The following is a 25,591-nucleotide window of genomic DNA, read 5'->3' as shown; positions in this document are numbered from 1 at the left end:
GGAGAAAGCAGATGCAACGCCGTAGCTTCCTGGCCGCCACAGGCGCGCTGCTCGCAACACCCGCACTGGCCCAGCCGCGCGCGCTGCGGCTGATGCTGGACTGGACGCCGCAGGGCTACCACGCCGCCTGGTTCCTCGCCGCCGAGCGCGGCCATTTCGCGCGGGAGGGGCTGAACGTCACCATTCAGCGCGGCTTCGGATCGGGCGATGTCGTCACCAAGCTGGCGGCCGGCGCGGCGGAGATCGGCTTTGGCGATCCCGGCGCCGTGGTGAAGCACAATGCCGACCACCCCGCCCGCACCGTGGTCAATGTGTTCCAGTATTTCGATCGCACCCTGGCCAGCGTCATCACCGTGGCGGGGCGGGGCATCGAGACGCCGGCCGATCTGCGCGGCAAGCGCATCGCGGCGCCGGCGGGCGATAGCGGTCGCGTGCTGTTCCCGGTCTTCGCCAAGGCAAACGGGTTGGCGCCCGACGATGTCACCTGGATCACCGTGGCGCCGCCGTTGCGGGAGCCGATGCTGCACCGGGGCGAGGCCGATGCCATCACCGCCTTCGTCTCCGGCGCCTTCTTCAACCTACGCGCCCTGGGGCAGAGGGAGCAGGACATCCGCATGTTCCGCTTCAACGACTACGGCGTGGACGTGTTCGGCAATGCGCTGCTGCTGCCGGCAGAATTGGCGACGAAAGAGCCGGAGATGGTGCGCGGCTTCGTGCGCGCCACCCTCGCCGGGCTGAAGGAGGCGCTGACCGACCCCACCGCCGCCATCGCCGCGGTGCGGGCGCGGGAGCCTCTGGCCGATGTGCCGCTGGAGACGGAGCGCATGCGCTTCATCATGCGCGAAGCCGTGCTGACGCCGACAGCGCGGGAGAAGGGCGTGGGCCATGTCGATCCCGCCCGCGCCGCTGCCATGGTGACGGCGATGGCCGAGGCCTTTGGCGTCGCCACCCCACCTTCCGCCGAAAGCTTCATGCTGACTCAGTTCCTGCCGCCGGCAGCCGACCGCATGTTGCCGCCGATGGGTGCCTGATGCGCCAGCACGGCCGCTACGCCTATTCCGCCATCACGAACCGCCCGGCCTGGGACTGGCCAGGCGGGGCGCGGCTGGCCGTGCATGTCGCGGTGAACCTGGAGGCCTTCCCCTTCGCGGAAGGCATGGGGATTCCGCTGGTGAATCCATCACCGGAGCCGGATGTCCAGAACTACGGTTTTCGGGATTGGGGCAACCGCGTCGGTGTCTGGAACCTGCTCGACGCGCTGGACGAGCTTGCGATTCCGGCGGCGGCGCTGCTGAACACCGCGATCTACGATCTGTGCCCGGAGGTCGCCGCCGCCTTTCGCGCGCGTGGCGACGAAATCGTGGGCCATGGGCGCACCAATGCCGAACGTCAGTCCGAGATGAACGAAGCGGAGGAGCGCGAAATGATCGCGCAATGCCGCGACCGCATCGCGACGGAGGAAGGCAGCGCGCCGCGCGGCTGGATGGGCCCCTGGGTGGCGCAGACGCATGTGACGCCGGACCTGCTGGCGGAGGCCGGCTTCGACTACAGCATGGACTGGACGCATGATGACCAACCGACGCTGCTGACAACGCGCGCCGGTACGCTGGTTACCGTGCCCTATTCCCGCCCGACCAACGACATTCCGGCCCTGCATGCGGCGAAGTGGCCGCCCTCCGTCTGGGCCGACATCCTGATCGACCAGTTCGAGGAACAGCTTCGCCTTTCGCAAAAGTGGCCGCTGGTGTTCAACCTGTCGCTGCATCCCTTCCTCGTCGGCCACCCCTTCCGCCTGCTGCATCTGCGCCGCGTGCTGGCCCATATCGCCGCCGCCCGGCCGCGCATATGGCTATGCCGGCCCGGTGAGATCGCGGCGCATGCCCGCAAGGTTCTGTAGCCCATGGATTTCGAATGGGACCTCTTTGTCGAATCCCTGCCGACGCTGGCCGCCGGCGCCGTCACCACGGCGCAGCTCGCCATCGTCTCCATCATCATCGGGCTGCTCATCGGCTTGGTGGGTGGGCTGGCGCGGGTTTCGGGCCTTGCGGCGCTGAATGGCGTGGCGCTGTTCTATGTGACGCTGCTGCGCGGCGTGCCGCTGCTGGTGACGATGCTGTTCCTCTATTACGGCCTGCCCTCGCTGGGCCTGCTGCTGGAGGCGAAGGCGGTGGCCATCCTGGCGCTTTCGCTGACCAATGGCGCCTATGTCACCGAGATCATCCGCGCCGGCATCCAATCCATCGATCGCGGGCAGATGCGCGCGGCGCGATCGCTCGGCATGGGCTGGGGGCTGGCGATGCGACGCATCGTGTTGCCGCAGGCACTGCGCCGCGTGCTGCCGCCGATCGGCAATGAGGCGATCACGCTGCTGAAGAACACAGCCCTGGTCTCCGTCATCGCCATCCCCGACCTTTTGCGCGCGGGGACCGATATCATGACCTGGCAGGCCAATACCTTCAGCCCCTTCGCGGGCGTGGCGCTGATGTATCTGGCGATGACGCTGCCGCTGGTCTGGCTGGTGGCACGGCTGGAATCCCGCTGGAGGGTCGCATGAGGCCGTTGCTGTTCCGCGGCGCCACGTTGCTGGCAGGTGGCGGGGACTGGGCACCGCGCTTCGGCGTGGACGTGCTGCTGCGCGATGGCTGTGTCGCCGATACCGGCGCCTCGCTGGATGTCACTGATGCGGAGATTGTCGAGGCCGGCCACCTGTTGCTGCTGCCCGCCTTCGTCAATGCCCATACCCATTCACCCGAAAGCCTGGCGCGCGGCCGTGCGCCCATGGCGCGGCTGGATGAATGGCTCGCCGCCGAATATGCCGATGGCCAGGACGCCCTGCCGGAGGCGCGCATCCGCCAGGCCATCCTGATCTCGGCGGCCGAGGCGATTCGCGGCGGCGCCGTGCGCGTGACGGACCATTTCCGGCAGATCCCGCCGAATGTGGAGTCGGTTGCCATCGCCGCCGCCGCCTGGGCCGAGGGCGGCATCCGCGCCCGCGTCGCGATGATGCTGCGCGACCTGCCCTCCCCCTCCGCCAGCTTCACGCCGCCGAGCACGGAGGCGGCGCTGGCCGTGGCGGCTGCGCTGGTGAAGGCGCCGCCGAAGGGCGCCGAGATCGGCCTCGGCCCCTCCGCCCCGCAGCGCTGCACGGATGCGCTTCTGTCGGGGATCGGCGCGCTGGCGCGCGAGCATGGCGCCTTCGTGCATCTGCATCTGTGCGAGACGACAAAGGACGCCGCCGATTGCCGCGCGCGTTTCGGCACGGACCCGGTGACGCATCTGGAACGGCTCGGTCTCGCTGGGCCGCATGTGGACTATGCCCATTGCGTGCATCTGACGGATGCGGAGCTTGACCTGTTGGCAGCCGCCGGCACCCGGATGGCGCACAACCCGCTGGCCAATCTGCGTCTCGGCAGCGGCATCGCGCCGGTGGCGCGCGCCATCGCACGCGGCGTGCGGCTCGGCATCGGTTCCGATGGCCCCGGCAGCAACGACACGCAGGACATGCTGGAGGCCGCGAAATTCGCGCTGCTGCTGCCGCGTGCTGGCCGGCCCGATGCGGAATGGCCGACGCCCGCGCAGATCATGACCATCGCCACCGATGGCGCGAGCTTGGCGACGGGCGCCCGCGCGGACCTTCTGGCCTTCGACCTGCGCGCCGCCGCCTTCACCGATGCGAAGCCGGAGGAAATCGTGCCCCGCCTGCTGATGGCCGCCCGGCCGCGGGACCTGAAGCATGTGCTGGCCGATGGCGCCTTCCTGATGCGCGACGGTGCGCTGATGCCGCCCGCCCTGGCGCATCTGCGATGAGCACCATCCGCATCCGCAACCTGCACAAATCCTACGGCGCCACGCCCGTGCTGCGCGGCGTGGACCTTGATGTCGCGCCGGGCGAGGTGGTCTGCGTCATCGGCCCCTCCGGCAGCGGCAAGTCCACGCTGCTCGCCTGCCTGAACGGGCTGGAGCCGTTCGAATCCGGCGAGGTGATCGTCGATGGCCAGCATATCGGCTGGGGTCCCGAACGCGGTGGCGCGCGGCTGCGCGTGCCGGAACGCGCGATGACCCTGGCGCGGCGGCGCATCGGCATCGTCTTCCAGGCCTTCAACCTGTTCCCGCACATGACCGCCCTCGGCAACGTCATGGAAGCGCCGGTCCAGGTGTTGCGGCGCCCGCGCGCCGAGGCGGAGGCGACGGCCCGCGCGCTGCTGGATCGCGTTGGCCTGGGGCACAAGATGCTGGCCTATCCGGCAGACCTGTCCGGCGGCCAGCAGCAGCGCGTCGCCATCGCCCGGGCACTGGCCATGCAGCCCGCGGTGATGCTGTTCGACGAGGTGACCTCCGCCCTCGATCCCGAACTGGTCGGCGAGGTGCTGGCCGTGATGCGCAAGCTGGCGGAGGAGGGGATGACCATGCTGGTCGTCACCCACGAGATGGGCTTTGCCCGCGATGTCGCCGACCGCGTCGTCTTCATGGATGGCGGGCTGGTGGTGGAACAGGGCTCGCCGGCCGAGGTGCTCGGCAACCCGCGCGAGCCGCGCACCCGCGCCTTCCTGGGCCGCGTCCTGCGGCCCGATTCAATCTCCGCATGAAGGACACAAGCATGATCGTCACCCGCCGCGCGGTGCTGGCCGCGAGCCTCGCCGCACCCTCCCTCGCCACGGCACAGACTGGCGACACGCTGGCGCGGGTGCGCGCCGCGGGCGTGTTGAATGTCGGCAATGGCGGCGCCTTTCCGCCATTCGAATTCATGCAGGCCGGCACGCTGACGGGCTTTGACGTCGATCTCGGCGAGGAACTCGGCAAGCGCATGGGGCTGCGCATCCAGTGGCAGGTGATTTCCTTCGCCGGGTTGATCGCGGCGCTGACCTCCGGCCGCGTCGATACCCTCATCACCGCGATGACCTGGACTCAGGACCGCGCCGACCGCATCGCCTTCTCCACCCCCTACTACAAGACCGGCATCGCCGCGGGCTACCGCCCCAACCTGGTGATCGACCGGCCGGAGGATCTGGCCGGGCGCATCGTCGGCGTTCAGGTCGGCACCTCCGGCGAGCGCTATGTGCGCGACAATCACGGCACGGCCGTGAAGGAGATTCGCGTCTATAACGAGTTCCCGCTGGCCCTGCAGGATCTGGTGATCGGCCGCGTGGAATGCGTGGTGAACACCCAGCCCGTGCTGCGCTGGAACATCGCCCGCAACAGCCGCGTGCGGCTTGGTGTCTCCCCGGTCTGGGATGCACGGGATGTGGGCATCAACACGCGCAAGGAAGACGCCTCCCTGATGGCGGAGATCAACCGGCATCTCGCCGCCATGCAGGGCGATGGCTTTCTCGCCGCGCTCGATGCGAAATGGTTCGCGCCCGCCGGCTGAGGCATTTACGCGGCATCGCGCCATGCTAGACTGCTGTCGCCCCGGTTGGCCGTAGATTCGGGCCTGGGCGACATGAAATGGCGGAACCCCTTTGGGGAACACGCATCATCGTCGCCAGGATTCCGTGCCACCATGGACAGCCTCACACCTCCGTATCTGGACGACGCGTTCACGCGACTGGAATCGCGCGTGGCCTGGGAACTGGCAACGCTGGCCTATCCTGCGCGGCCCTGGGTGCGGCCGGTGGCGCATCCGGAAGGGCCGGTGCTGGACGTGCTGGTGGTCGGTGGCGGGCAATGCGGCTTGGCCACGGCCTTCGCCCTGAAGCGCGCGCGCATCGAGAACATCGCGGTGCTGGAGGCCGAGCGGGAGGGCAAGGCGGGCGTCTGGACCCGCTTCGCCCGCATGCACACGCTGCGCACGCCGAAGCACGTCACGGGGCCGGAGCTCGGCCTGCCCTCGCTTTCCGTGCGCGCCTGGTATGAGGCGCGGCATGGGCAGGCCGCCTGGGACGCGCTGCACAAGATCGGGCGGGAGGACTGGCACGCCTATCTCACCTGGCTGCAACGCGTGCTGGTCCTGCCGGTGCGGCATGGCTGGCGCGTGACCGGCATCGCGCCCGAAGGGGACACGCTGCTGGCCGTGCAGGCCGTGCATGCGGATGGCACGGCGCGGCGCCTGCTGGCACGGCAGGTGGTGCTGGCCACGGGGCTGGACGGCAATGGCGGCTGGCAGGTGCCGGCGATGATCGCGCAGGCGCTGCCCACCACCCACTACGCCCATACCGCGCAGGCGGTGGATTTTGCCGCACTGGCAGGCAAGCGCGTCGCCGTTCTGGGCGCCGGCGCCTCCGCCTTCGACAATGCCGCGACAGCGCTGGAAGCCGGGGCGGCGCGCGTCGATCTTCTGGCGCGGCGGCCGGTGCTGCCTTCCGTAAACCCCAATCGCTGGATGGAGTTCTTCGGATTCCTGCACCATTTCGTCGATCTGCCGGATTCCCAGAAGTGGCGGTTCATGCGGACGCTGTTCGCGCTCAACCAGCCGCCGCCGCAGGAGACGTTTTCGAGATGCGCCGCGCATGACCGCTTCTTCCTGCATCTGGGCGCGCCGCTGACGGGGCTGGGCATGGCGGGCGAGGCGATCCGCTTGGAGACGCCGCGGGCGACGCTGGAGGCCGACTTCCTGATCGTCGGCACCGGGCTGGTGGTGGACCTTTCGCTGCGTCCCGAATTTTCGGCGGTTGCCAGTGACATCGCGCTGTGGCGCGACCGCTTTGCGCCGGCCGTGGAAGACAGACTGCTCGGCGCCTACCCCTACCTCACCGACAGTTTTGCTTTCACGGAACGCAGCCCCGGTGCCGCGCCCTGGTTGGCGCGGCTGCGGTCCTCCTCCTTCGCCGCCATGCCCTCCACCGCCTCCTCCGCCGGCATCTCGACGCTGCGCCCGACGGTGGAACGCATCGCGCGCGGCATTGCCCGGGACCTGTTCCGCGAACAGGCGGACGCGGATTACGACTCGCTGCTCGCCTATGACGAGGCGGAGCTTGTGGACCTCACCCTCGCCTCGGATCGAATGGGAGTCTGACATGGTCAAGGATGGCGCCGCCCATCTGCGCAGCCTGCGGGATGACCGCACCATCTTCATCGATGGCCGGCGCGTGCAGGATGTCACCACCGATCCCGCCTTCGCCGGCGCCGTCGCCTCCGCCGCCGCGCTGTACGACTACCAGGCGCGGCACCCCGCCGACATGACATTCACGACGGAGACGGGGGCGCAGGCCAACCTCGCCTGGTCGTTGCCGCGCAACCATGCCGAGCTGGTCACGCGCCGCCGCGCCATGGAACGCTGGGCGGAACAGAGCTGCGGCATGATCGGCCGCTCACCGGACCATGTCGCCTCCACTTTTGCGGGTTTCATGATGGGCCTGCACGCCTACGAACCTGCACGCGCCGCAGCGCTGGCCGACTACTTCCGGCAGGCGCGCGATGCCGACCGCTTCCTGTCCTACGTCATCGTCAATCCGCAGGCGGACAAATCGAAGTCCGCGAAGGACCAGCCAGGTGGTGGGCTGGTCGCCAGCGTGGTGGATGAGGACAGCCACGGCATCACCATCCGCGGCGCCAAGATGCTGGCGACCAGCGGTATCATGGCGAATGACCTGATGGTTTCCGGCTTCGCCGCCCTCGGCGCCGGCGATGAGGCTTTTGCGTTCACCGCCGTCACGCCGATGGCGACCAGAGGCGTGAAGCTGCATTCCCGCCGCAGCTACGAAGCCGCCGCCACCTCCACCTTCGACTACCCGCTCTCATCACGCTTCGATGAGAACGATGCCGTTGTGTTCTTCGACGATGTGAAAATCCCCTGGGACCGCGTCTTCGTCCATAAGGACCTGCGCATGGCCCAGGCGCAGTGGCATGAGACGCGGGCGCATGTGATGCAGAACTACCAGTGCATCGTGCGGCTGATGGTGAAGCTGCGTTTTCTTCTGGGCCTCGCGCACAAGGTGGCCGAGGTGAACGGCATTCTGGGGTTTCCGCAGACGCGCGAAACGCTCGGCTTGTTGGCGGCGAAGTCGAGTAATATCGAGGCGCTGGTCGTCGCCATGGAAGCGGCGGGCGAAGAATTCCACGGCTACTTCGTGCCCAACCGCCCGATGCTGGTCACCGCCCAGGTCATCGCCCAGACCACCTACCCCGAATTCATCGAAGCCATCCGCGGCCTTGCTGGCGGTGGCGTCATCATGGTGCCGTCCTCCGCCGCCGATTTCGACGGTGGCGAGATCGAGGGCCTCATCCACGCCGCGCAACGCTCGCCCGTCACGGATAGCGAAGGGCGCGTAAAACTGATGAAGCTGGTCTGGGATGCCATCGGTTCCGAATTCGGATCGCGCCATCTGCAATACGAGATGTTCTATTCCGGTGCGCCCTTCGTCACGCGCGGCAACAGCTACCGCTTCCACGACTGGGCGCGGGAGAAGGCCTTTGTCGAGGGCTTCATGGGCAGCTACGGCCTCGATCGACCCGCACACAGGGATGCCGCCGAATGAATCTGGAAGAGATCCGCGCCAGCGCCTTCGTGGCGCATGGCGACATCCGCATCGAAGGCGCCGCCACCGGCCCGCTCGCCGGCCTGACCTTCGCGGTGAAAGACCTGTTCGATGTGGCGGGCACGCGCAGCGGCTGGGGCAATCCGGACCGGCTGCGGGATGCGCCCGTCTCGCTCACCACCGCCTCCGCCTTGCTGCCGGTGCTCGATGCCGGCGCGACGCTGATCGGCAAGACGCATACGGATGAGATCGCCAGTGGGCTGTTCGGTGAGAACCCGCATTACGGCGCGCCAATCAATCCGCGCGCGCCGGACCGCGTGCCGGGCGGTTCTTCCTCCGGCTCCGCCGCCGCGGTCGCCGCCGGACTCTGCGACTTCGCCTTCGGCACGGATACCGGCGGCTCCGTCCGCGTGCCGTCCTCCTTCTGCGGCCTCTACGGCATCCGCACCACGCATGGTCGCGTTTCCGTCGCCGGCGTGATGCCGATGGCGCCGAGCATCGACACGGTGGGCTGGTTCGCCCGTGATGCCGCGCTGCTGCGCCGCATCGGCGAGGTCTTCTTCGGCCCCGCGCCCGACATCACGCCGCGCCTGCTGATCGCCGAGGACGCCTTCGAAATTCCGCTGCCCACGCTCGGCGCAGCCCTGCGCGATGCGGCCCAAAACCTCGGGCCGGCCCAAGGCATCACGCTATATGCGGAAGGCGCCGCGCATTGGCTCGACACCTTCCGACCGCTGCAATTGGGCGAGCTCTGGACCACGCACGGCACCTGGGCGCGCGAGCCCGGCCGCAAGCTCAGCCCCGCCGTGGCGGATCGCATCGAGCTCGCCGCCACCGTCACGCCGGATGCCATCGCCTTGGCCTGGCGCGAACGCGAAAGGCTGACCGCGCGGCTGCATGCGCTGCTGGGCAGGGATGGCATCCTGGTGATCCCCACGGCGCATGACCTGCCGCCGTTGCGCGATGCGCCGGTTTCCGCGCAGGTCGCCTTCCGCGACAGGACACTCGCACTGACCTGCGTCGCCAGCCTGTGCCGCCTGCCGCAGGTGAACATCCCCGCCGGCACGCTCGATGGCATTCCCATCGGCCTGTCGCTGGTCGGCGCCCCCTATCAGGATGCGGCGCTGCTGGCCGCCGCCGAAACGCTCGGAGCTCGCCTCGCATGACCTTGCGCCTCACCATCGGTGTCTCCGACTGCGATCGCGCCCGCGCCTTGGCGGAAGGCCGCGTGCCGATCGCCGGCGTGGCGGCGGAGACCACCGTCATGCCGCTGCAGCCGCTGTTCAATCTGCAGATGACGCATCACCGCTTCGATTGCTGCGAATTCCCCATCGCCACCTGGCTGCGGCACTTTGACAGGCCGCAACAGGATTATGTCGGCATTCCCGTGTTTCCCTCGCGCCATTTCCGCTTCTCCTGCGTCTTCGTGAACAAGGCGAAGGGGCTGACGAAGCCGGCCGATCTCGTGGGCCGGCGCATCGGCACCATGGTCTGGGACATGGCCGCCGCCGTCTGGCTGCGTGGCATTTTCGATGAACATTACGACCTGCCGTGGCGATCCCCGATCTACGTCAATGCCGGGCTGAACGAGGCGCGCGCCGGCGAGGATCATCCGCAGCAATACCCGGACGGGGTGGCCATCGAACACGTCACCGATCGCAGCCTGTCGGAGATGCTGGAAGCGGGCGAGATCGACGCCCTCTACACTGCCCGCGCGCCCGACAGCTTTTTCACCGCGCCCGACAAGGTGGGACGCCTTTTCGCCGACCCCATGGCGGCCGAACTGGATTATTTCGCCCGCACGAAAATATTCCCGCCGATGCACCTGATCGCGGTGAAGCGCCGCTTCGTGGACGAAAATCCGGGACTGCCACGCGCGCTGTACGACGCCTTCACGGAATCCCAGCGCCTGGCGCGGCTGCGGCTGCATGACAGCGCGACGCTCGCCGTCGGCCTGCCCTTCCTGGCCCAGCAACTGGAGGAAACGGAGCGCCTGCTCGGCCCCGCCTTCTGGTCCACCGGCTTCGCCGCCAATCGCGACATGTTCGCCACTCTCATCCGCTACATCCGCGCGGAGGGCCTGCTGACGCGCGACCTGACGCCGGAGGATCTCTTCCCCGCCTCCCTGCTGGAGACCTGACCCATGGTCACCACCGATGACCGCGCCCAGCGGCTGATCGAATCCGCCGCGAAATTCCGCGCGCCCTTCACGCTGGACCCGTCACTGGCGCTGTATTCGCCGCAGGACAATGTGGATTCGCTGAAGCATCCGCGCATCGCCGCCTGGATGGATTTCGTCGGCCGCGACTACACGCCGAAGCTGCCGGATGCGCGTGAGCATGTGCTGCTGCTGCTGCCTTGCACGCGAACAAAGCCCTATATCCTCTCGACCGAGCATCGCCGCATCAACGCCGCGCTGATCGCCGCGGGCTTCGTGCCCAGCGCGCCGGCCGACCCGGTGCTGCTGGCCTTCCGCGCCGAGGAGGAGCCGGAGGCGCTGTTCAGCTTGGCGCCGCTGGCCCATCCCAGCGGCGTGGTGGTGCATCGCGCGGTCATCAGCGAGCCGCTCGGCCTGGTGCCCTATGAGCATATGCTGACCTGGCCGGGCGGCACGTCGCCTGCCGTGCTCTATGACGATCCCGGCCTGTTCGAGGATCGCGGCAATGCCGTTTCCCCCTGGCGCGCGGATTCCACGGCGGTGCGCGTTTCCGCCTCACGCTGGAAATGGGGGCCCAACGAGAAGCGTGCCCATGTCGAAATGCACAACGCCATGGCACGCGCGGTGGCGGAGGCGCTGGGCCGCTTCGGCCATCTCTATGCGCGCCGCATCTCCTGGGTTGCGCCCGGGCTGACGCATCGCAGCTTCGTCGTGGCGAAGGCGGAGCGCCCGGCGCATGGCATCGTGGCGACGCGGCAGGTGGGGGCGGAACGGCTGGCCCTGACCGGCGCGAACGACCTGCTGCCGCCGGACCTCGCCCTCACCGCTTTGCCGACGCGGCCGCAATGCGCGGAGGCGCTGCTGCGCCTGGCAAAGCGCCTGGGCCGCACGCCGGCGGAGGCGGCCGGGCATTTTGGACGGGGCGGCGGCGATGCGACGCCGCTGGCCCTGCCGGAATTGCTGGAGGATCTGCTGGCGGCGGTGCTGCCGACGAAGGTTGCGAAGGCCGCGTAGCCCGGCGCAGCCCCCCTCACCCAACCCTCTCCCCCTGTCAGGGGGAGAGGGCTCGGTCCTTGAGGTCTGATTAAGTCTCCAGCATCCGGCGCAGCAGCTCGACATCCTCGGCAAAGGCGCTGTCGGCCTGCATCAGCTCCGCCACGCGGCTGACCGCGTGCATCACCGTGGTGTGGTCGCGGCCACCGAAGCGGCGGCCGATCTCGGGCAGGGACCGGCTGGTGAGCTGCTTCGCCAGATACATCGCCACCTGCCGCGGCCGCGCCACGGCGCGTGCACGGCGGGGGGAGGACATGTCGGTCAGGCGGATGTTGTAATGCTCCGCCACACGCTTCTGGATTTCCTCGATCGTCACCCGGCGGTCATGGGCGCGCAGGATGTCGTGCAGCACCTCCTGCGCGTTTTCCAGCGTCACCGGGCGACCGAACAGATTGGCATGGGCGATCAGCCGGTTCAGCGCGCCCTCCAGCTCCCGCACGTTGGAGGTGATCTTGTGGGCCAGGAATTCCATCACCTTGGCCGGCACCGGCACGCCCTGGCTCTGCGCCTTGGCCTGCAGGATGGAGATGCGGAGTTCGTAGGTGGTGGCATGCAGGTCAGCCACCATGCCGCAGCCCAGTCGGGTGCGCAGCCGATCCTCGATGCCCGACAGGTCGGAGGGCGACTTGTCGGAGGAGACGATGATCTGCTTGCCGGCATCCACCAGGGCATTGAAGGTGTGGAAGAATTCTTCCTGGGTGTTGTCCTTGCCGATCAGGAACTGAAGGTCGTCGATCAGCAGCACATCGACGCTGCGCAGGCTTTCCTTGAACTCCATCGTGCTCTGGCTGCGCAGCGCCGCGATGAAGCGGTACATGAACTTCTCGGCGGACATATAGGCGACGGTCAGCGGCGGCCGGCCATCGGCGGTGCCATGGTCGCGGATCGCCCAGGCGCAGGCATGCATCAGATGGGTCTTGCCCAGGCCGACGCCGCCATACAGGAACAGCGGGTTGAAGCCCTGGCTGGCCGGCTGTTCCGACACGCGGCGGGCGCAGGCATAGGCGAATTCATTCGGCTTGCCGACGACGAAGCTGTCGAAGGTGAAGCGCGGGTCCAGCGGTGCGGTCCAGTCGCCGCGCGCATCGCCGGGGCGCGGCTCAGCAGACCGGGCCTCAGCAGACCGGGCGTCAGCAGACCGGGCCTCCGCGGGTCGGCCGAGCGGCTCCGCCAGCCCCTGCGCTTCCGCGGGCTCCGCGGCCAGCACACGGGGGGCGATGCGGTTGGGTCGCGACCTGTGCTCCGGCTCCGGAGCGGCGGCAGGCTCCATGACCGCCGACATGCGCGGCTCCGCCAGGGACTGTGCACGGGAATCGGTGGCGCGGCCCTCCGGCGCCACCCGGAATTCCAGCCGGCGGATCGTCTGCAACTCCGCCTGCCACAGCGCGCGCAGGCGGTCGCCGTAATGGCCACGCACCCAGTCGCGCAGGAAGCGGGTTGGCAGAAGGACGGTGACTTCTTCCCCCTGCACGGAGGCAAGGGTCATCTGCCGCAGCCAGGTCCGGTATTCGACCTCTCCGACCTCTTCCTTCAGCCTGCCACGGATTCGCGCCCAGACCTCCGCCAACTGGGTGGGGGAAGACGAAGACGACGGGCCGACCGCATTCTCCATATGATGCACCTGCCAACCTCGTGGGCCCTTGCGGGCGATGCATTTGACCGATCTGCAGCGGAGGATCCGGCCGCGAAGGACAGGCGCGCGGCTCCTGGGGGATGAGCGCGACTGAGCCAAGGCTACCGCGAGGCGCTGGGCCGGCGCAAATGATTACTCTGGGATTCGGAAATCGTGACGATGCTGAATAAAGTAGTCACCACAGCAACATTCACCGACTACTCCAAAGCAGCATGAAGCCGCCCACCTTGCGGCAGGCTGCTTCAAAGCAATGGCGAAATCGGAAAGTGCCGTTACTCAGCAGGCGCCTGGATCAGCCAGGCGCGACTGGCGGTCAGGCCTGGGCGGTGGCGCCCAGGGCCTTGATCCGCGCCGAAAGCCGGGACAGCTTGCGGGCCACGGTGTTGTCGTGGAACACGCCCTTGTCGGCGGCGCGCTGCATCTCAGGCTGCGCGGCCTTGAAGGCTTCCTGTGCCACGACCTTGTCGCCACCCGAAATCGCCTGCTCCACCTTGCGGAGGAAGCTGCGCACGCGGGAACGGCGCGCGCGGTTGCGCTCGGTGCGCTTCTCGGTCTGCCGGATGCGCTTGCGCGCGGAAGCCGTGTTCGCCATGGCGTTCTTTATCTGACCAGTCAAAAGTTTCGGGGGCCGGTGGTGTGACCCATCGGCGAAGGCCGGGTTACTACCCTTTGGCGCGTCCGGGAGTCAATGCGCGGCTTTCGCGGGACTGTCACCGATGGCGGAAATCGGGCTTCCGCTTCTCGGCAAAGGCGGACATGCCTTCCTTCTGGTCCTCGGTCCCAAAAAGAGATTGGAACAACCGCCTTTCGAGACGAACCCCCTCCCGCAGCGTCGTCTCGAAGGCGGCGTTCACCGCCTCCTTCGCCATGGCGACGGAGGGGGCGGACAGGCTGGCGATCTTCTCGCCCATTTTCAGCGCCTCCGCCCGCAAATCCGCCAGCGGCACCACGCGGGCCACCAGGTTGGCGCGCTCCGCCTCCGCCGCATCCATCATCCGGGCGGTCAGGATCATCTCCATGGCCTTGGACTTGCCGATGGCGCGCGTCAGGCGCTGGCTGCCGCCGGCGCCGGGGATGACGCCCAGGTTGATCTCCGGCTGGCCGAATTTCGCATTGTCGGCGGCCAGGATCAGGTCGCACATCATGGCCAGCTCACAGCCACCGCCCAGCGCGAAGCCGGCCACCGCGGCGATCACCGGCTTCTGGATGCGCAGCACATCCTCCCACCGCTTGCCGATGAAGTCGTCGAAATAGATCGCGGGGAAGTCGCGGTCCTTCATCTCCTTGATGTCGGCGCCGGCCGCGAAGGCCTTTTCGGACCCCGTCAGCACGATGGCGCCCACGGCCGGGTCCGCGTCGAAGGCCCGCAGCGCCTCCCCCAGCTCGGTCATCAACTGGTCGCACAGCGCGTTCAGTGCCTTGGGGCGGTTCAGGGTGATGACACCGACCCGGCCCTCGGTCTCGACCAGGATCATTTCGTAGGCCATGCGCCGACTCCCCTCGCTTGCGGTGCAAGCGGTAGCGCAGTGGCCGCGTCACCTCAACGCTGCGTGCGCGCGCAATAGAAGGTGCTGCGCCCCGACTGCACAATCCGGGACACGCCCGCGCAGCCGCTGCCAGGCCCAGGACACAACGGGCAGGGCTGCCCCTCCCGGTCGTACACCGAGAAACGGTCCTGGAACCGCCCCAGCTCGCCATCCGCCCGCACATAATCCCGCAGGCTGGACCCGCCGGCGCCGATCGCCTCCTCCAGCACCGCCTTCACCGCCGGCACCAGCCGCACCGCTCGCGCGCCGGGAATGGTCCCGGCCAGCCGCCGGGGCGAGATCCGCGCCCGGAACAGCGCCTCCGCCACATAGATATTGCCGAGACCCGCCACCACCCGCTGGTCCAGCAGCGCCGCCTTGATCGGCGTGGCCTTGCCCGCCAGGGCACCGGACAGGCTGGCGACGGTGAATCCATCCTCCAGCGGCTCCGGCCCCATCCCGGCCAGCAGCTTGTGCGCATCCTCCACCGCCGTCGGCAGCAGGTCGACGCTGCCGAAGCGGCGCGGATCGACGAAGCCGACGCGCGTGCCGTCCTCGGTCTCCATCACCAGGTGCTCATGCGCCTCCGGCGGCTGGTTATGGCCCCGCGCATCGGAAAACACACCATTCGGCCCCATCCAGGATATCGCCGCCCCTGCCAAGGGTCGCGCCACCATGCGTCCCGACATGCCGAGATGGATCAGCAGGCTTTCGCCCGTATCCAGCCGCACCAGCATGTACTTGCCCCGCCGCCGGAACCCCAGGACCGTCGCCCCGGTCAGCCGCCGCGCCAACCCCTCCGGAAACGGCCAGCGCAGCCCCTCCCGCATCGTTGCCGCCCGCGCGATGCGCCGCCCCTCGAGCACCGCCCGAAGCCCCCGCATCACCGTCTCCACCTCCGGCAATTCCGGCATTTTTTTCTCGTGCTGCCGCGGTCCGGTGGCACAGCGGGGCGCTGGGCTGGGCGGGGGGCGGTACCATCTGTTGTCGTGCCGGGGCGTGGCACTGGCAAGGCGGGCGCCAAAGGGGCAAAGTGAGGCGATGAGCGACACAACCGATTTCGGCTTCCGCGAGGTGCCACGCACCCAGAAAGCCTCCCTGGTGCGGGAGGTGTTCGAAAGCGTCGCCCCCCGCTACGACCTGATGAACGACCTGATGTCGCTGGGCATCCACCGCATCTGGAAGCGCATTTTTGTGAATGCCATCGCGGCCTCGCCGCGGGAAACGCTTCTGGATCTCGCGGGTGGGACCGGGGACATCGCCTTCGGGGCGCTGGCGCGCGGGGCGAAGCGGGTCATCCTGACCGATGTGAACCCGGCCATGCTGGAGGTCGCGCAGAAGCGGGCGCTGGACCGCGGCATCACCACCGGCCTCGACTTCGCCGTGGTGGATGCCGAGCACATCCCGCTGCCCGACCGGTCCGTGGAAAAGGTCTCCATCGCCTTCGGCCTGCGCAACTGCACGGACAAATCCGCCGTGCTGCGGGAAGCCCGCCGCGTGCTGCGCCCAGGCGGCCGCTTCCACTGCCTGGAATTCTCCAAGGTCGCGGTGGAGCCATTGGCCAAGGTCTACGACATCTGGTCCTTCAAGGTCCTGCCGGAGATCGGCGCCCGCGTCGCCAAGGACCGCGACAGCTACGAATACCTGGCCGAGTCCATCCGCCGCTTCCCGGACCAGGAGACGTTGGAAGGCATGATGCGCGAGGCCGGGCTGGAACGGGTGGCGCACCGCAACCTCTCGGGCGGCATCGTGGCCATCCATTCCGGCTGGCGGCTGTAGGCCCCGGCCAGCGCCAAGCTCAATCCAGCCGCAGCCCGATGCGGCGGATCACCGGCTCCCAGGTCGCGCGTTCCTCCGCCAGATAGGCGGCAAGGTGGTCCGGGCCGCTGGTCGCCGGCAAGGCGCCGATACGGTCCAGGGCGGCGCGCACCTGGGCATCGCCCAGCGCCTCCCGCAACGCGGCCGCCATGCGGGTCAGCACGGCGGGCGGGGTGCCGGCCGGGGCCAGCAGCGCCTGGAAATTGCGCACCACCAGCGCCGGAAAACCCAGCTCCGCCGTGGTGGGGATGGCGGGCGCCAGGGGTGAGCGCTGGCCGGCGGTGATCGCCAGCGCCCGCACCCGCCCGGTCTCCACCAGGGGCAACAGGGCGGAGATATCGCCGAACAGCGCCTCGATCTTTCCGCCGATCAGGTCCGGCAGCGCCGCGCCGGTGCCCCGATAGGGCACATGTTCCGTGCGGATATCCGCGAGCTGGCCCAGCAATTCGGACGCCAGATGCGGCGTGGTGCCGATGCCGGCGGAGCCCATGTTCAATGCGCCCGGCCGCGCCTTGGCCAGGGCCACGAATTCCGCGAGGTTCCGCGCCGGAAGGTCGCTCGTCACCGCCAGGATCTGCGGGCTGTCCGCGATCAGCGCCACCGGCGCCAGCGCCCGCAGCGGGTCCGGCGCATCCGCCGCGCCGGCGGCCGGGGCGATCACCAGCGGGCCGGGGGAGCCGATCAGCATCGTATAGCCATCCGGCCGCGCCGCCGCGACCACGCGGGTGCCGACCAGCCCGCCGCCGCCGGCCCGGTTCTCCACCACCACGGTCTGGCCGAGTTGCCGGCGCAGCCCCTCCGCCACTGGCCGCGCCACATTGTCCACCGGCCCGCCGGGCGCGAAGGGCACCACCAGCACCACGGGGCGCTGTGGCCAGGCCTCCTGCGCCTGGGCCACGAAGGGCGCGGTCAGTGCCACGGAAAGCAGCCCGCGCTTGGTGATCGGCATTGTCGTTTCCTCCCCAGACAGGGCTACCGCCCCTTGAACACCGGCTTCCGCTTCTCGGCAAAGGCGCGCAGCGCCTCCTGCGTGTCTTCCGTCGCGGCCAGCGCCACGGTCTGCGACTGCTCGTAGCGATAGCCTTCATGCAGCGGCAGGTCTTCCGTCACCTGGAAGCTCCGCTTCGCCGCCCGCACCGCCAGCGGCACCTTCTGGGCGATCTCCGCCGCGATGCCCTGCGCCGCTTCCAGCACTTTCTCGCGCGGCACACAGACCGACGCGGCGTTCATCCGGTACAGCTCCGGCCCGGTGATGCGGCGCGCGGTGTAGATCATCAGCCGCGCATCGGATTCGCCGAGGTGCCGGCGCACATGCTTCACGCCGCCGGCCAGCCCCACATCGACCTCGGTCATCGACAGGAAGGATTCCTCGGCGACCACCAATATGTCGCAGCACAGCGCCAGCACGCAGCCGGCGCCGATGGCCGCGCCGTTCACCGCGGCGATCACCGGCTTCTCGCATTCCAGCACGCAGTCGAAGCCGGCGCGCACCAGGCGGTTGTGGCGCGGGAAGGCGCCCGGCGCGCTGCGGTCCGGCCGGTCCTTCAGGTCCGCACCGGCCGAGAAGGTCTTGCCCGCGCCGGTCAGCACGATCGCGCGCACATCGTCGCGGTCGTGCAGCTCGTCGAAAACGCGAACAATCTCCTCCCGGAATGCGCCGTTCTGCGCATTCACCGGCGCCCGGTCGATGGTCACCGTCGCGACGAAATCCGCCACGTCCAGGCGCAAAGTCGAAAAACTCATTCCACGCGTATCCCTGCCGCCTCGATCACCTGTTTCCACCGCGCGCTTTCCGCCCGGATGGTCTCCGCCAGCGCCTCGGGGGTGGAGGGTGTCGCCTCCTCGCCCAGCTCTTCCATCCGCGCCAGGTAGTCCGGGCGGCGCAGGATGGCGACGATGACTTCGTTGAGCTTCGCCACCACCGGCGCGGGCGTGCCGCCGGTGGCCGCGATGTAGTTGAAGGGTGCCGCGTCGAAGCCCGGCAGGGTCTCGGCGATGGCCGGCACATCGGGCGCCTGCTTCGAACGCGCGGGCATGGTGACGCCGAGCGCGCGCAGCTTGCCGTCGCGCGCCTGCGGCAGCAGCACGGACAGCGTATCCAGCGCCATGGAGACGGTGCCGCCCAGCAGGTCCGTCAGCGCGGCGGAGGTACCGCGATAGGGCACATGGGTGATGTCGATCCGCGCCATGTACTTCAGCAACTCCCCCGCCAGGTGGGAGGAGGAGCCGACGCCGGAGGAGGCGAAGGTCAGCGTACCCGGCCGCGCCTTGGCCAGCGCGATCAGCTCCGCCAGGTTCTGCGCCGGGACGGAGGGATGCACCACCAACAGGTTCGGCGCGCGCTTGTAGCCGGAGACCGGCGCGAAATCCTTGATCGGGTCATAGGGCACGCTGCGCATCAGATGCGGGCTGATGATCTGCGGCGCCGGGGTGCCGTAGAGCAGCGTGTGCCCATCCGGCGCCGCGCGCGCCACCGCCTGCGCGCCGATGGTGGCGGCGCCGCCCGGGCGGTTCTCCACCACCACCGGCTGGCCGAGCGGCCCCGCCATCGCCTCCGCCAATTGGCGCGCGGAAGCATCGGCGGAACCGCCCGCCGCATAGGGAACGATCAGCCGCAGCGGACGGCTGGGGAAGGCCTGCGCCCGGGCCAGGGATGGCACGGCGAGGCTGGCCGCGAGGACGGTGCGGCGGGTGAGGACCGGGCTCATTGCAGCCGGATCCCGCCGCGCTCGATCACCGGGCCCCAGCGGTCGTATTCCTCCTTCACCATGGCCTCCAGCGCCTGCGGCGTGCCGCCCAGCTTCTCGATGCCCATCAGCGCGAAGCGGCGGGTCAGGGCGTCGGATTCCAGGATCTCGTTCAGCGCGGCATTCAGCCGGCCGGTGATCTCCGGCGGGGTGCGCGCGGGCGCCAGCAGGTAGTTGAAGCTGGCATCGTGGAAGCCCGGCAGGGTGCGGCCGATGGGCGGCAATTCGGGCGCGGCCACGGCCGGATCGGCGGTGCTGACGCCGAGCGCGCGCAACTGCCCATCCCGCACCAGCGGCAGCAGCGTCGCGATATTGTCCATCATGAAATCGACGCGTCCCGCCATCACATCCTGCGTCGCGGGCGCGGTGCCGCGGAAGGGGATGTGCAGCAGCTCCAGCCCCGCCATCTGCCCGAACATCGCCGAGGCCAGATGGCCGGAGGAGGCAACGCCCGCACTGGCATAGGTCAGGCCATTGGCCTGGCGCTTGCCCAGCGCGATCAGCCCCGCCACGTCCTGCGCCGGGAAGTCCGGGCGCACCACCAGCAGCTTCGGCGCGCGCAGGATGGCGATGACCGGCGTGAAGTCCGCCTGCGGATCGTAGCTGAGGTTGCGCATCAGATGCGGGTTCAGGATCTGCACATTCGGCGTGGCGTAGAGCAGGGTCAGCCCGTCCGGCGCCGCCCGCGCCACCGCCAGCGCGCCGATGGTGGTGCCGCCGCCGGGGCGGTTTTCCACCGTCACCGGCTGGCCGAGGCTGGTGCCCAGCGGCTCCGCCAGCAGGCGGCCCACCGTGTCCGCCGCGCCACCGGGCGCGAAGGGCACGACCATGCGCATCGGGCGCGAGGGCGCCCAGGACTGCGCCCGCGCGGCGGAGGAGGCGACCAGGCCTGCCCCGGCGAGAAGAAGGGTGCGTCGTTGCATGGCGCTCAATCCAGCTTGATGTTGTTGGTGCGCACGACATCGCGCCAGGTGGCGGAGGTCTGGCGGATGAAGCCGGCGAAATCGTCCGGATTGCTGCCGACCACGCGGCCGCCCTGGGCGATCAGCGCGTCCCGTGTCTGCGGATCGCGCAGGGCCTCCTGCGCCGCGCGCGCCAGGGTCGCCAGGCGATCGGCCGGAATGCCGGACGGGCCGAGCAGCCCGTACCAGGTCTCGCTGATCATGTCCGGCACGCCGGCCTCGATGGCGGTGGGCAGGTCGGGCAGAATGCTGAGCCGCTCGGCGGAGGTGACGGCCAGCGCCGGCACGCTGCCCGCCCGCACATGCGGCAGCAGCGCCGGCACGTCGGCCGCCAGCACCTGGATGCGGCCCGCCAGCAGGTCCGTCACCGCCGGGGCGGCGCCGCGATAGGGAATGTGGACGATGTCGATGCCGGCGCGGATCTTCAGCAACTCGCCCGCCATATGCAGCGAGGAGCCGACGCCGGCGGAACCGAAGGACAGCGCCCCGGGCCGCGCCTTGGCCATCGCCACCAGCTCCGCCAGGTTCTTGGGGCCGAGGCCCGGCGCGATGGCGATGATCTGCGGCACGGCCAGCACCTGGGTGATCGGCGCCAGGTCCCTTTGCACGTCATAGGGCATGCTGGCCTGGAGATGCGGCAGGATGACGATGGCGCCGGAGCTTGCCATGACGATGGTGTGCCCATCCGGCCGCGACTTCGCCGCCGCATCGACGCCGATGGCCCCACCGGCGCCGGCACGCGCCTCCACCACGATGGGCTTGCCGAGGCGTTCGGACATCACCCGCGCGGTGACACGCGCGATGAGGTCCGCGGGGCCGCCCGCGGCGAAGGGCACGATCATGCGGATCGGCTGGTCCGGGAAGGCGGCCTGGGCGCGGGCGAGGCCCGGCAGGGCGGCGAAGCCGAGGGCACCGAATGCGGCGCCCATGCTGGAACGGCGGGTGATGTTCATTCTTGATTCCTCCTTGTGTTGGTCTTGGCGGTCAGTCGTCGAAGGCAAACAGCTCCCGCGGATTGTCCACCAGGATGCGGCGGGCGAGCGCATCGTCGCCCAGCCAGTCGAGAAACAGGTCCAGCATCGCACCGGCATCCGGCGCCGGTTCCATGCGGACATAGGGCCAGTCGGAGCCCCAGAGCAGCCGGTCCGGATTGGCCGCGACCAAAGCGTCCTGCAAAGGTCGCAACGCCTCCGCCGCCGCGCCGCGCGTCACGCGGCACAGGGTGATCTTCACCCAGACATCGCCATCCCGCAGATGGCGCAGCACGCCGCCGAAGGCCGGGTCCGCCACGCCATCGGGCATGGCCAGGTGGTCCAGCACCAGCGGCACGCCGAGCGGCACCAGCGCCGGCAGCAATTCGGAAAATTGCGTGGCGCTGGCCCAGAGATGCGCCTGCCAGCCCAGGGCGCGCAGACGTGGCGCCAGCGCGCGCAGCGCGTCCACGCCGATGCTGCCGGGATAGCGGCCACTGCCATTCGGCGCCTGCATCTCCACGAAGCGCAGCGCCCGCACGCCGGCCGCGTGCCAGGCCTGCAGGGTCTCGTCGGTCACGCTCGCATCCGCGATCATCACGCCCCGCAGCGTGCCGCCGCTGCGCGCCAGCGCATCCAGCAGGCAGGATGGATCACGGCCATAGGGCGCCGGCTGCACCAGCACCGCGCGCGGCGTGCCGAGTGTGGCCCGCATCGCCGCATGGGTGGCGAGGTCGGCGCGCGGCAGCGCATAGGGCGCGGGGCCGGCGGCGAAGCGCGTGTCGAAGACATGGGTATGCGTGTCGCAGGCGCCCGCCGGCACGGGATGCTTTGGCCCGGAGACGGAAGGCGCCGCGACGGTCATGCCGCCGCTTCCGGCAGGGTGAACAGCCCCTGCTCCGGCGCCGTCAGCGGCGGCACCTCTCCCTCCGGCAGCGGAATCCCATGCGCGTTCAGCGTCATCGAAACCATGGTGTAGTAGCCCACCAGCGCCGTCAGCTCGACCACGCCGCGCACACCGAAGGCCTCGACGCCGGCGGCATAGATCGCATCCGGCACGCGGCCTTCCTGCTGCAGGGCGCGGGCGAATTCATAGACCAGCTTCTCGTCCGCCTTGTCGAAGACCGGCGGGCGGCCTTCGCGCATGGCGTCGAGAATGCTCGCGGAAATGCCGTTCTGCTCGGCGGTGCGGGCATGGACGAACCACTCCACCTGCGCGCTCCAGCGCCGGCCCGTCACGCAGATCGCCAGTTCCGAAAGCCGCTTCGGCAGGCTGGTGGAAAAGCGCAGGGACTCGCCGAGCGCGGACCAGCGTCCGGCCAGCTCCGCATTGTGGATGGCGGCGCGCAACGGGCCGATGACCTGGCCGCGTGGGCCGGAGACCACCTTGTCCCAGACGGCGAGCTGCGCTTCGTCCAGATCCTCGCGGTTCGGCAGGGGAATGCGGGGGGTGGTCATGTCACGCCTCCCTCGGCGAGGGCGGCACGGGCGGCGTCGTCCAATCCCAGTTCGGCAAGCACTTCCTCCGTATGTTGGCCGAGCAAAGGCGGCGGCCGGTCGTAGCTGAGGGGGGCGTCGGTCAGGCGGATCGGGCTGACCACCTGCGGCACGCTGCCATGCGGATGCGGCAGGTGCCGCAGCATCTGGCGGTGCTGGATCTGCGGATCGGCGAAGACATCCGGCACGGTGTTGATCGGGCCGCAGGGCACGCCGGCGGCATCCAGCAGCGTCGTCAGTTCCGTTCGGGTGAAATCGGCGAACCGTTCAGTCAGCAATGGCGTCAGCAGGGATTCGTTCTTCACGCGGTCGGCGTTGCGGATGAAGCGCGCATCCTTCGCCCAGTCCGCGCGCCCGATCGCCTCGCACAACTTCGAAAATTGCCCGTCATTGCCGACCGCCAGCACGATGAAGCCATCCGCCACCGGAAAAACATCCTGCGGCTGGATATTCGGATGCCGGTTGCCGGCGCGGGCGGGCACGCGGCCACCGACAAAATGGTTCATCGCCTGATTGGCCAGAAAGGCCGCCTGCACGTCGAGCATGGCGAGGTCGATGGTCTCGCCCTGCCCTGTCTCCGCCCGCCGCGCCACGGCGGCCAGGATGGCGACGGTGGCATACATGCCGGTCATCAGGTCGACGATCGGCACGCCCACCTTCTGGGGCGGCGTTTCCGGCGCGCCGGTCACGCTCATCAGCCCGCCCATCGCCTGGATCATGAAGTCATAGGCAGCCTGGTCGGCGCGCGGCCCGTCCTGGCCGAAGCCGGTGACGGAACAGCAGATCAGGCTCGGCTTCAGGGCGCGCAGGCTGGCGGCATCCAGGCCGTATTTGGCCAGCGCGCCGGCCTTGAAATTCTCCACCACGATATCGGCGGTCTGCGCGATCCTGCGCACCACCGCCTGGCCCTCGGGCCTGGTGATGTCGATGGTGACGGAGCGCTTTCCGCGGTTCACCGCCAGGAAGTAGCCGGCCTCCTTGGTCGGATGGCCAGCCGCATCCTTCAGGAAGGGCGGACCCCAGGCGCGCGTATCGTCGCCGACGCCGGGGCGCTCGATCTTGATGACGTCGGCGCCGAGATCGGCCAGGATCTGCGTCGACCAGGGCGCCGCCATGATGCGGCCGAGGTCGAGAACCCGCAGATGCGACAGCGGACCCGTGCGTTGCGATGCCATGGTCAACCTTCCGTCACCAGCGTCGCCTGCATCGAGGGGCGCTTCTCGAATTCGGCATGGAAGGCGGCGAAGCGCGGGCAGGTGGCGCGCCAGTCGATATCGGCGAAGCGGAAATCCAGGTAGCTGCCGAGCACCGCCAGGGTGAATTGCGCCAGGCCGCGCGGGATGCTGTCGATCTCCGCCTCCACCGCCGCCAGCGCGGCCCGGGCCTTGGCCTCGAAGGCCGCCAGCAGTTCCGGCATCGGATGCGGCTTGTCCCGCTCGTTCCGCAGCAGGATCAGCAGGTCGAGGAAGCCGGTCGCCATGGCGTGGCGGCGCAGTTCCAGGAAGCGCGCGGGGCCTTCGCGGGGGATCAGGCGCGGGCCACCATGCAGCGTGTCGAGATATTCGCAGATGACGTAGCTGTCGTAGAGCACCGTGCCGTCTTCCAGGCGCAGCGTCGGGATCTTGCTCAGCGGGTTTTCCGTCATCAACTCGGCATGCGGCTTGCTCATCGCCACCACCGTCCGGGTGGTGGTGATGCGGTCGGCGAGGCCGGTCTCATGCGCGAAGATCATCACCTTGCGCACGAAAGGCGAGCGCGGCGACCAGTGCAGCAACATGGACACGGTTGTTTCCTCCGAACCGACTTAGGTCAGTTCTATGACCTTATGCCGGATCGGCAGGACGAGTCTATCCCCGGGTCGCGTCGTGATGCGGCCTCCCGGCCTGGAAGGCGGCGATGCCCTCCACAATCATCCGGATGATATCCACCCGCGTCTCCCGGGTGAGGGAGGCGTAGTGGGGCGCCACCACCAGGTTCGGCGCTGCCAGCATGGCCGGGTCGGGCACCGGTTCCGACTGGAACACATCGGTGCCGGCGCCCCGGATGGTCCCATCCCGCAGCGCGGCGACCAGCGCCGCCTCATTCACCACAGAGCCGCGGGCGATGTTGATGAGGAAGCCGGCCGGGCCGAGTTTTTTCAGCAACGCGGCATCGACGATCCCGGCGGTTTCCTTGCCGCCGGGGCAGCACATCACCAGCACGTCCGACTTTTCCGCGAGTTCGGCGATGGTCGGCACATAGGCCCAGGGCGCCTCCGGCTTCGGGCGCGGGCCGGACCACAAGACCTTCATGCCGATGCCCTGTGCCCGCCGCGCCACCGCCGCGCCGATGCGGCCCAGCCCGAAAATGCCGCAGGTTTTGCCGAACAGCCGGGTGCCGCTCTCCGGCCGACCCTTGGCCCAGGCTCCGGAGCGGACGAACTGGTCCGCATAGACCACCCGCCGGGCGATGCCATAGAGCAGGGCGATGGCGAAGTCCGCCGTATCCTCGGTCAGCACATCCGGCGTGTTCAGCACCGCGCAGCCCTGCGCGCGCGCAGCATCCAGGTCGATGCGGTCCAGCCCGGTGCCGGTGCTGGCCAGCAGCTTCATGCCCTGGATGCGGGCGAACATGGCCGCGTCGCAGCCCGCCATGGCGCTGGTCACGCCGATGCGGAAGCCGGTGACCGGCCCCGGCGGTTGCGTGGAAAGGTCCACCAGGCTGTGCCCCGCCGCCTCCAGCGCCTGGCGCAGATCGGCGGGGACCGCGGTCATGACCAGAAGGGATTCGCCTTGGATGGCTTGCATGGGACGTGTCCTGTGGGGCTATGATG

The 25,591-nt window shown here is 69.2% G+C and carries 26 protein-coding genes; 12 read left to right on the top strand and 14 right to left on the bottom strand.

Going from position 1 to position 25,591, the window contains the following annotated elements:
- The first annotated feature begins 11 nt into the window (after positions 1 to 11).
- From JJQ90_RS12895 to JJQ90_RS12845, 11 genes are all read left to right on the top strand, one after another.
- Positions 12 to 1,031 (top strand): ABC transporter substrate-binding protein, encoded by a 1,020-nt coding sequence (locus JJQ90_RS12895; protein ID WP_216875966.1) that lies wholly within the window; start codon positions 12 to 14, stop codon positions 1,029 to 1,031.
- Entirely contained in the window at positions 1,031 to 1,897 is an 867-nt protein-coding gene (locus tag JJQ90_RS12890; protein WP_230410609.1) for a polysaccharide deacetylase family protein, read from the top strand. Before JJQ90_RS12895 ends, JJQ90_RS12890 begins: the two co-directional genes overlap by 1 nt.
- Positions 1,898 to 1,900: 3 nt before the next feature.
- Positions 1,901 to 2,554, top strand: coding sequence for an amino acid ABC transporter permease (locus JJQ90_RS12885; protein ID WP_216875964.1), 654 nt, complete (start codon positions 1,901 to 1,903; stop codon positions 2,552 to 2,554).
- Positions 2,551 to 3,807, top strand: coding sequence for an amidohydrolase family protein (locus tag JJQ90_RS12880; RefSeq protein WP_216875962.1), 1,257 nt, complete (start codon positions 2,551 to 2,553; stop codon positions 3,805 to 3,807). Before JJQ90_RS12885 ends, JJQ90_RS12880 begins: the two co-directional genes overlap by 4 nt.
- Entirely contained in the window at positions 3,804 to 4,586 is a 783-nt protein-coding gene (locus JJQ90_RS12875; RefSeq protein ID WP_216875960.1) for an amino acid ABC transporter ATP-binding protein, read from the top strand. The genes JJQ90_RS12880 and JJQ90_RS12875 overlap by 4 nt, the downstream gene beginning before the upstream one ends.
- Positions 4,587 to 4,597: 11 nt before the next feature.
- Complete coding sequence (locus JJQ90_RS12870) at positions 4,598 to 5,368, top strand: ABC transporter substrate-binding protein (RefSeq protein ID WP_216875958.1); 771 nt, start codon at positions 4,598 to 4,600, stop codon at positions 5,366 to 5,368.
- Positions 5,369 to 5,500: 132 nt separating this feature from the next.
- The gene (locus JJQ90_RS12865; protein WP_216875956.1) at positions 5,501 to 6,952 is read left to right on the top strand and encodes an NAD(P)-binding domain-containing protein; all 1,452 of its coding nucleotides are present in this window, start codon (positions 5,501 to 5,503) and stop codon (positions 6,950 to 6,952) included.
- A gap of 1 nt (position 6,953) precedes the next feature.
- Entirely contained in the window at positions 6,954 to 8,414 is a 1,461-nt protein-coding gene (locus JJQ90_RS12860) for a 4-hydroxyphenylacetate 3-hydroxylase family protein (RefSeq protein WP_216875954.1), read from the top strand.
- Positions 8,411 to 9,580, top strand: coding sequence for an amidase (locus tag JJQ90_RS12855; protein WP_216875952.1), 1,170 nt, complete (start codon positions 8,411 to 8,413; stop codon positions 9,578 to 9,580). The genes JJQ90_RS12860 and JJQ90_RS12855 overlap by 4 nt, the downstream gene beginning before the upstream one ends.
- Positions 9,577 to 10,554 carry a substrate-binding domain-containing protein gene (locus JJQ90_RS12850; RefSeq protein ID WP_216875949.1) on the top strand — a complete coding sequence of 326 codons (978 nt, stop codon included), beginning with the start codon at positions 9,577 to 9,579 and terminating at the stop codon, positions 10,552 to 10,554. Before JJQ90_RS12855 ends, JJQ90_RS12850 begins: the two co-directional genes overlap by 4 nt.
- A 3-nt stretch (positions 10,555 to 10,557) precedes the next feature.
- A complete protein-coding gene (locus JJQ90_RS12845) occupies positions 10,558 to 11,586 on the top strand; it encodes a hypothetical protein (RefSeq protein WP_216875947.1) in 1,029 nt (342 codons plus the stop codon).
- A 70-nt stretch (positions 11,587 to 11,656) separates the two neighbouring features.
- Here the strand turns inward: JJQ90_RS12845 and dnaA are convergent, their stop codons facing one another.
- From dnaA to mutM, 4 genes are all read right to left on the bottom strand, one after another.
- Positions 11,657 to 13,237, bottom strand: coding sequence for a chromosomal replication initiator protein DnaA (gene dnaA, locus JJQ90_RS12840; RefSeq protein ID WP_216875945.1), 1,581 nt, complete (start codon positions 13,235 to 13,237; stop codon positions 11,657 to 11,659).
- A gap of 334 nt (positions 13,238 to 13,571) precedes the next feature.
- Complete coding sequence (gene rpsT, locus JJQ90_RS12835) at positions 13,572 to 13,850, bottom strand: 30S ribosomal protein S20 (protein ID WP_216875943.1); 279 nt, start codon at positions 13,848 to 13,850, stop codon at positions 13,572 to 13,574.
- A gap of 118 nt (positions 13,851 to 13,968) precedes the next feature.
- Positions 13,969 to 14,745 carry an enoyl-CoA hydratase gene (locus JJQ90_RS12830; RefSeq protein WP_216875941.1) on the bottom strand — a complete coding sequence of 259 codons (777 nt, stop codon included), beginning with the start codon at positions 14,743 to 14,745 and terminating at the stop codon, positions 13,969 to 13,971.
- Positions 14,746 to 14,798: 53 nt separating this feature from the next.
- Positions 14,799 to 15,698: a bifunctional DNA-formamidopyrimidine glycosylase/DNA-(apurinic or apyrimidinic site) lyase gene (gene mutM, locus JJQ90_RS12825; protein ID WP_216875940.1), complete on the bottom strand. Its 900-nt coding sequence runs from the start codon at positions 15,696 to 15,698 to the stop codon at positions 14,799 to 14,801.
- 127 nt (positions 15,699 to 15,825) lie between these two features.
- Here mutM and JJQ90_RS12820 point away from each other — a divergent pair, with 127 nt between their 5' ends.
- Complete coding sequence (locus JJQ90_RS12820; RefSeq protein ID WP_216875937.1) at positions 15,826 to 16,563, top strand: class I SAM-dependent methyltransferase; 738 nt, start codon at positions 15,826 to 15,828, stop codon at positions 16,561 to 16,563.
- A 19-nt stretch (positions 16,564 to 16,582) separates the two neighbouring features.
- Here the strand turns inward: JJQ90_RS12820 and JJQ90_RS12815 are convergent, their stop codons facing one another.
- The 10 genes from JJQ90_RS12815 to JJQ90_RS12770 form a co-directional block, all read right to left on the bottom strand.
- Positions 16,583 to 17,551 carry a Bug family tripartite tricarboxylate transporter substrate binding protein gene (locus tag JJQ90_RS12815; RefSeq protein ID WP_216875935.1) on the bottom strand — a complete coding sequence of 323 codons (969 nt, stop codon included), beginning with the start codon at positions 17,549 to 17,551 and terminating at the stop codon, positions 16,583 to 16,585.
- A gap of 23 nt (positions 17,552 to 17,574) precedes the next feature.
- Positions 17,575 to 18,345 (bottom strand): enoyl-CoA hydratase/isomerase family protein, encoded by a 771-nt coding sequence (locus tag JJQ90_RS12810; protein WP_216875934.1) that lies wholly within the window; start codon positions 18,343 to 18,345, stop codon positions 17,575 to 17,577.
- A complete protein-coding gene (locus JJQ90_RS12805; RefSeq protein ID WP_216875932.1) occupies positions 18,342 to 19,310 on the bottom strand; it encodes a Bug family tripartite tricarboxylate transporter substrate binding protein in 969 nt (322 codons plus the stop codon). Before JJQ90_RS12805 ends, JJQ90_RS12810 begins: the two co-directional genes overlap by 4 nt.
- Positions 19,307 to 20,272, bottom strand: a complete 966-nt coding sequence (locus JJQ90_RS12800) for a Bug family tripartite tricarboxylate transporter substrate binding protein (RefSeq protein WP_216875930.1) — start codon at positions 20,270 to 20,272, stop codon at positions 19,307 to 19,309. Before JJQ90_RS12800 ends, JJQ90_RS12805 begins: the two co-directional genes overlap by 4 nt.
- Positions 20,273 to 20,277: 5 nt before the next feature.
- Positions 20,278 to 21,264 carry a Bug family tripartite tricarboxylate transporter substrate binding protein gene (locus tag JJQ90_RS12795; protein ID WP_216875928.1) on the bottom strand — a complete coding sequence of 329 codons (987 nt, stop codon included), beginning with the start codon at positions 21,262 to 21,264 and terminating at the stop codon, positions 20,278 to 20,280.
- Positions 21,265 to 21,295: 31 nt separating this feature from the next.
- Complete coding sequence (locus JJQ90_RS12790; RefSeq protein ID WP_216875927.1) at positions 21,296 to 22,147, bottom strand: amidohydrolase family protein; 852 nt, start codon at positions 22,145 to 22,147, stop codon at positions 21,296 to 21,298.
- Complete coding sequence (locus tag JJQ90_RS12785; RefSeq protein WP_216875925.1) at positions 22,144 to 22,740, bottom strand: carboxymuconolactone decarboxylase family protein; 597 nt, start codon at positions 22,738 to 22,740, stop codon at positions 22,144 to 22,146. The genes JJQ90_RS12790 and JJQ90_RS12785 overlap by 4 nt, the downstream gene beginning before the upstream one ends.
- Entirely contained in the window at positions 22,737 to 23,954 is a 1,218-nt protein-coding gene (locus JJQ90_RS12780) for a CaiB/BaiF CoA transferase family protein (RefSeq protein ID WP_216875923.1), read from the bottom strand. Before JJQ90_RS12780 ends, JJQ90_RS12785 begins: the two co-directional genes overlap by 4 nt.
- Positions 23,955 to 23,956: 2 nt before the next feature.
- Positions 23,957 to 24,556 (bottom strand): glutathione S-transferase family protein, encoded by a 600-nt coding sequence (locus JJQ90_RS12775; protein WP_216876325.1) that lies wholly within the window; start codon positions 24,554 to 24,556, stop codon positions 23,957 to 23,959.
- A 70-nt stretch (positions 24,557 to 24,626) separates the two neighbouring features.
- Positions 24,627 to 25,565: a 2-hydroxyacid dehydrogenase gene (locus JJQ90_RS12770; protein WP_216875922.1), complete on the bottom strand. Its 939-nt coding sequence runs from the start codon at positions 25,563 to 25,565 to the stop codon at positions 24,627 to 24,629.
- Positions 25,566 to 25,591: the final 26 nt, after the last annotated feature.

Source organism: Falsiroseomonas oleicola, from assembly GCF_019029495.1.
GTDB lineage: Bacteria > Pseudomonadota > Alphaproteobacteria > Acetobacterales > Acetobacteraceae > Falsiroseomonas > Falsiroseomonas oleicola.
Note: the sequence above shows the minus strand (reverse complement) of the source record. Positions and strands in the feature narration are given on the sequence as shown.

Excerpts from the sequence above, each read along its gene's own strand:
- JJQ90_RS12820 (WP_216875937.1), top strand. The coding sequence starts at position 15,826 with ATGAGCGACACAACCGATTTCGGCTTCCGCGAGGTGCCACGCACCCAG.
- JJQ90_RS12850 (WP_216875949.1), top strand. The coding sequence starts at position 9,577 with ATGACCTTGCGCCTCACCATCGGTGTCTCCGACTGCGATCGCGCCCGC.
- JJQ90_RS12800 (WP_216875930.1), bottom strand. The coding sequence starts at position 20,272 with ATGCAACGACGCACCCTTCTTCTCGCCGGGGCAGGCCTGGTCGCCTCC.
- JJQ90_RS12875 (WP_216875960.1), top strand. The coding sequence starts at position 3,804 with ATGAGCACCATCCGCATCCGCAACCTGCACAAATCCTACGGCGCCACG.
- rpsT (WP_216875943.1), bottom strand. The coding sequence starts at position 13,850 with ATGGCGAACACGGCTTCCGCGCGCAAGCGCATCCGGCAGACCGAGAAG.
- JJQ90_RS12830 (WP_216875941.1), bottom strand. The coding sequence starts at position 14,745 with ATGGCCTACGAAATGATCCTGGTCGAGACCGAGGGCCGGGTCGGTGTC.
- JJQ90_RS12775 (WP_216876325.1), bottom strand. The coding sequence starts at position 24,556 with ATGTTGCTGCACTGGTCGCCGCGCTCGCCTTTCGTGCGCAAGGTGATG.
- JJQ90_RS12780 (WP_216875923.1), bottom strand. The coding sequence starts at position 23,954 with ATGGCATCGCAACGCACGGGTCCGCTGTCGCATCTGCGGGTTCTCGAC.
- JJQ90_RS12895 (WP_216875966.1), top strand. The coding sequence starts at position 12 with ATGCAACGCCGTAGCTTCCTGGCCGCCACAGGCGCGCTGCTCGCAACA.
- JJQ90_RS12790 (WP_216875927.1), bottom strand. The coding sequence starts at position 22,147 with ATGACCGTCGCGGCGCCTTCCGTCTCCGGGCCAAAGCATCCCGTGCCG.
- JJQ90_RS12885 (WP_216875964.1), top strand. The coding sequence starts at position 1,901 with ATGGATTTCGAATGGGACCTCTTTGTCGAATCCCTGCCGACGCTGGCC.
- JJQ90_RS12805 (WP_216875932.1), bottom strand. The coding sequence starts at position 19,310 with ATGAGCCCGGTCCTCACCCGCCGCACCGTCCTCGCGGCCAGCCTCGCC.
- JJQ90_RS12890 (WP_230410609.1), top strand. The coding sequence starts at position 1,031 with ATGCGCCAGCACGGCCGCTACGCCTATTCCGCCATCACGAACCGCCCG.
- JJQ90_RS12870 (WP_216875958.1), top strand. The coding sequence starts at position 4,598 with ATGATCGTCACCCGCCGCGCGGTGCTGGCCGCGAGCCTCGCCGCACCC.
- JJQ90_RS12860 (WP_216875954.1), top strand. The coding sequence starts at position 6,954 with ATGGTCAAGGATGGCGCCGCCCATCTGCGCAGCCTGCGGGATGACCGC.
- dnaA (WP_216875945.1), bottom strand. The coding sequence starts at position 13,237 with ATGGAGAATGCGGTCGGCCCGTCGTCTTCGTCTTCCCCCACCCAGTTG.
- JJQ90_RS12795 (WP_216875928.1), bottom strand. The coding sequence starts at position 21,264 with ATGAACATCACCCGCCGTTCCAGCATGGGCGCCGCATTCGGTGCCCTC.
- JJQ90_RS12810 (WP_216875934.1), bottom strand. The coding sequence starts at position 18,345 with ATGAGTTTTTCGACTTTGCGCCTGGACGTGGCGGATTTCGTCGCGACG.
- JJQ90_RS12880 (WP_216875962.1), top strand. The coding sequence starts at position 2,551 with ATGAGGCCGTTGCTGTTCCGCGGCGCCACGTTGCTGGCAGGTGGCGGG.
- JJQ90_RS12785 (WP_216875925.1), bottom strand. The coding sequence starts at position 22,740 with ATGACCACCCCCCGCATTCCCCTGCCGAACCGCGAGGATCTGGACGAA.
- JJQ90_RS12855 (WP_216875952.1), top strand. The coding sequence starts at position 8,411 with ATGAATCTGGAAGAGATCCGCGCCAGCGCCTTCGTGGCGCATGGCGAC.
- JJQ90_RS12845 (WP_216875947.1), top strand. The coding sequence starts at position 10,558 with ATGGTCACCACCGATGACCGCGCCCAGCGGCTGATCGAATCCGCCGCG.
- JJQ90_RS12865 (WP_216875956.1), top strand. The coding sequence starts at position 5,501 with ATGGACAGCCTCACACCTCCGTATCTGGACGACGCGTTCACGCGACTG.
- mutM (WP_216875940.1), bottom strand. The coding sequence starts at position 15,698 with ATGCCGGAATTGCCGGAGGTGGAGACGGTGATGCGGGGGCTTCGGGCG.
- JJQ90_RS12770 (WP_216875922.1), bottom strand. The coding sequence starts at position 25,565 with ATGCAAGCCATCCAAGGCGAATCCCTTCTGGTCATGACCGCGGTCCCC.
- JJQ90_RS12815 (WP_216875935.1), bottom strand. The coding sequence starts at position 17,551 with ATGCCGATCACCAAGCGCGGGCTGCTTTCCGTGGCACTGACCGCGCCC.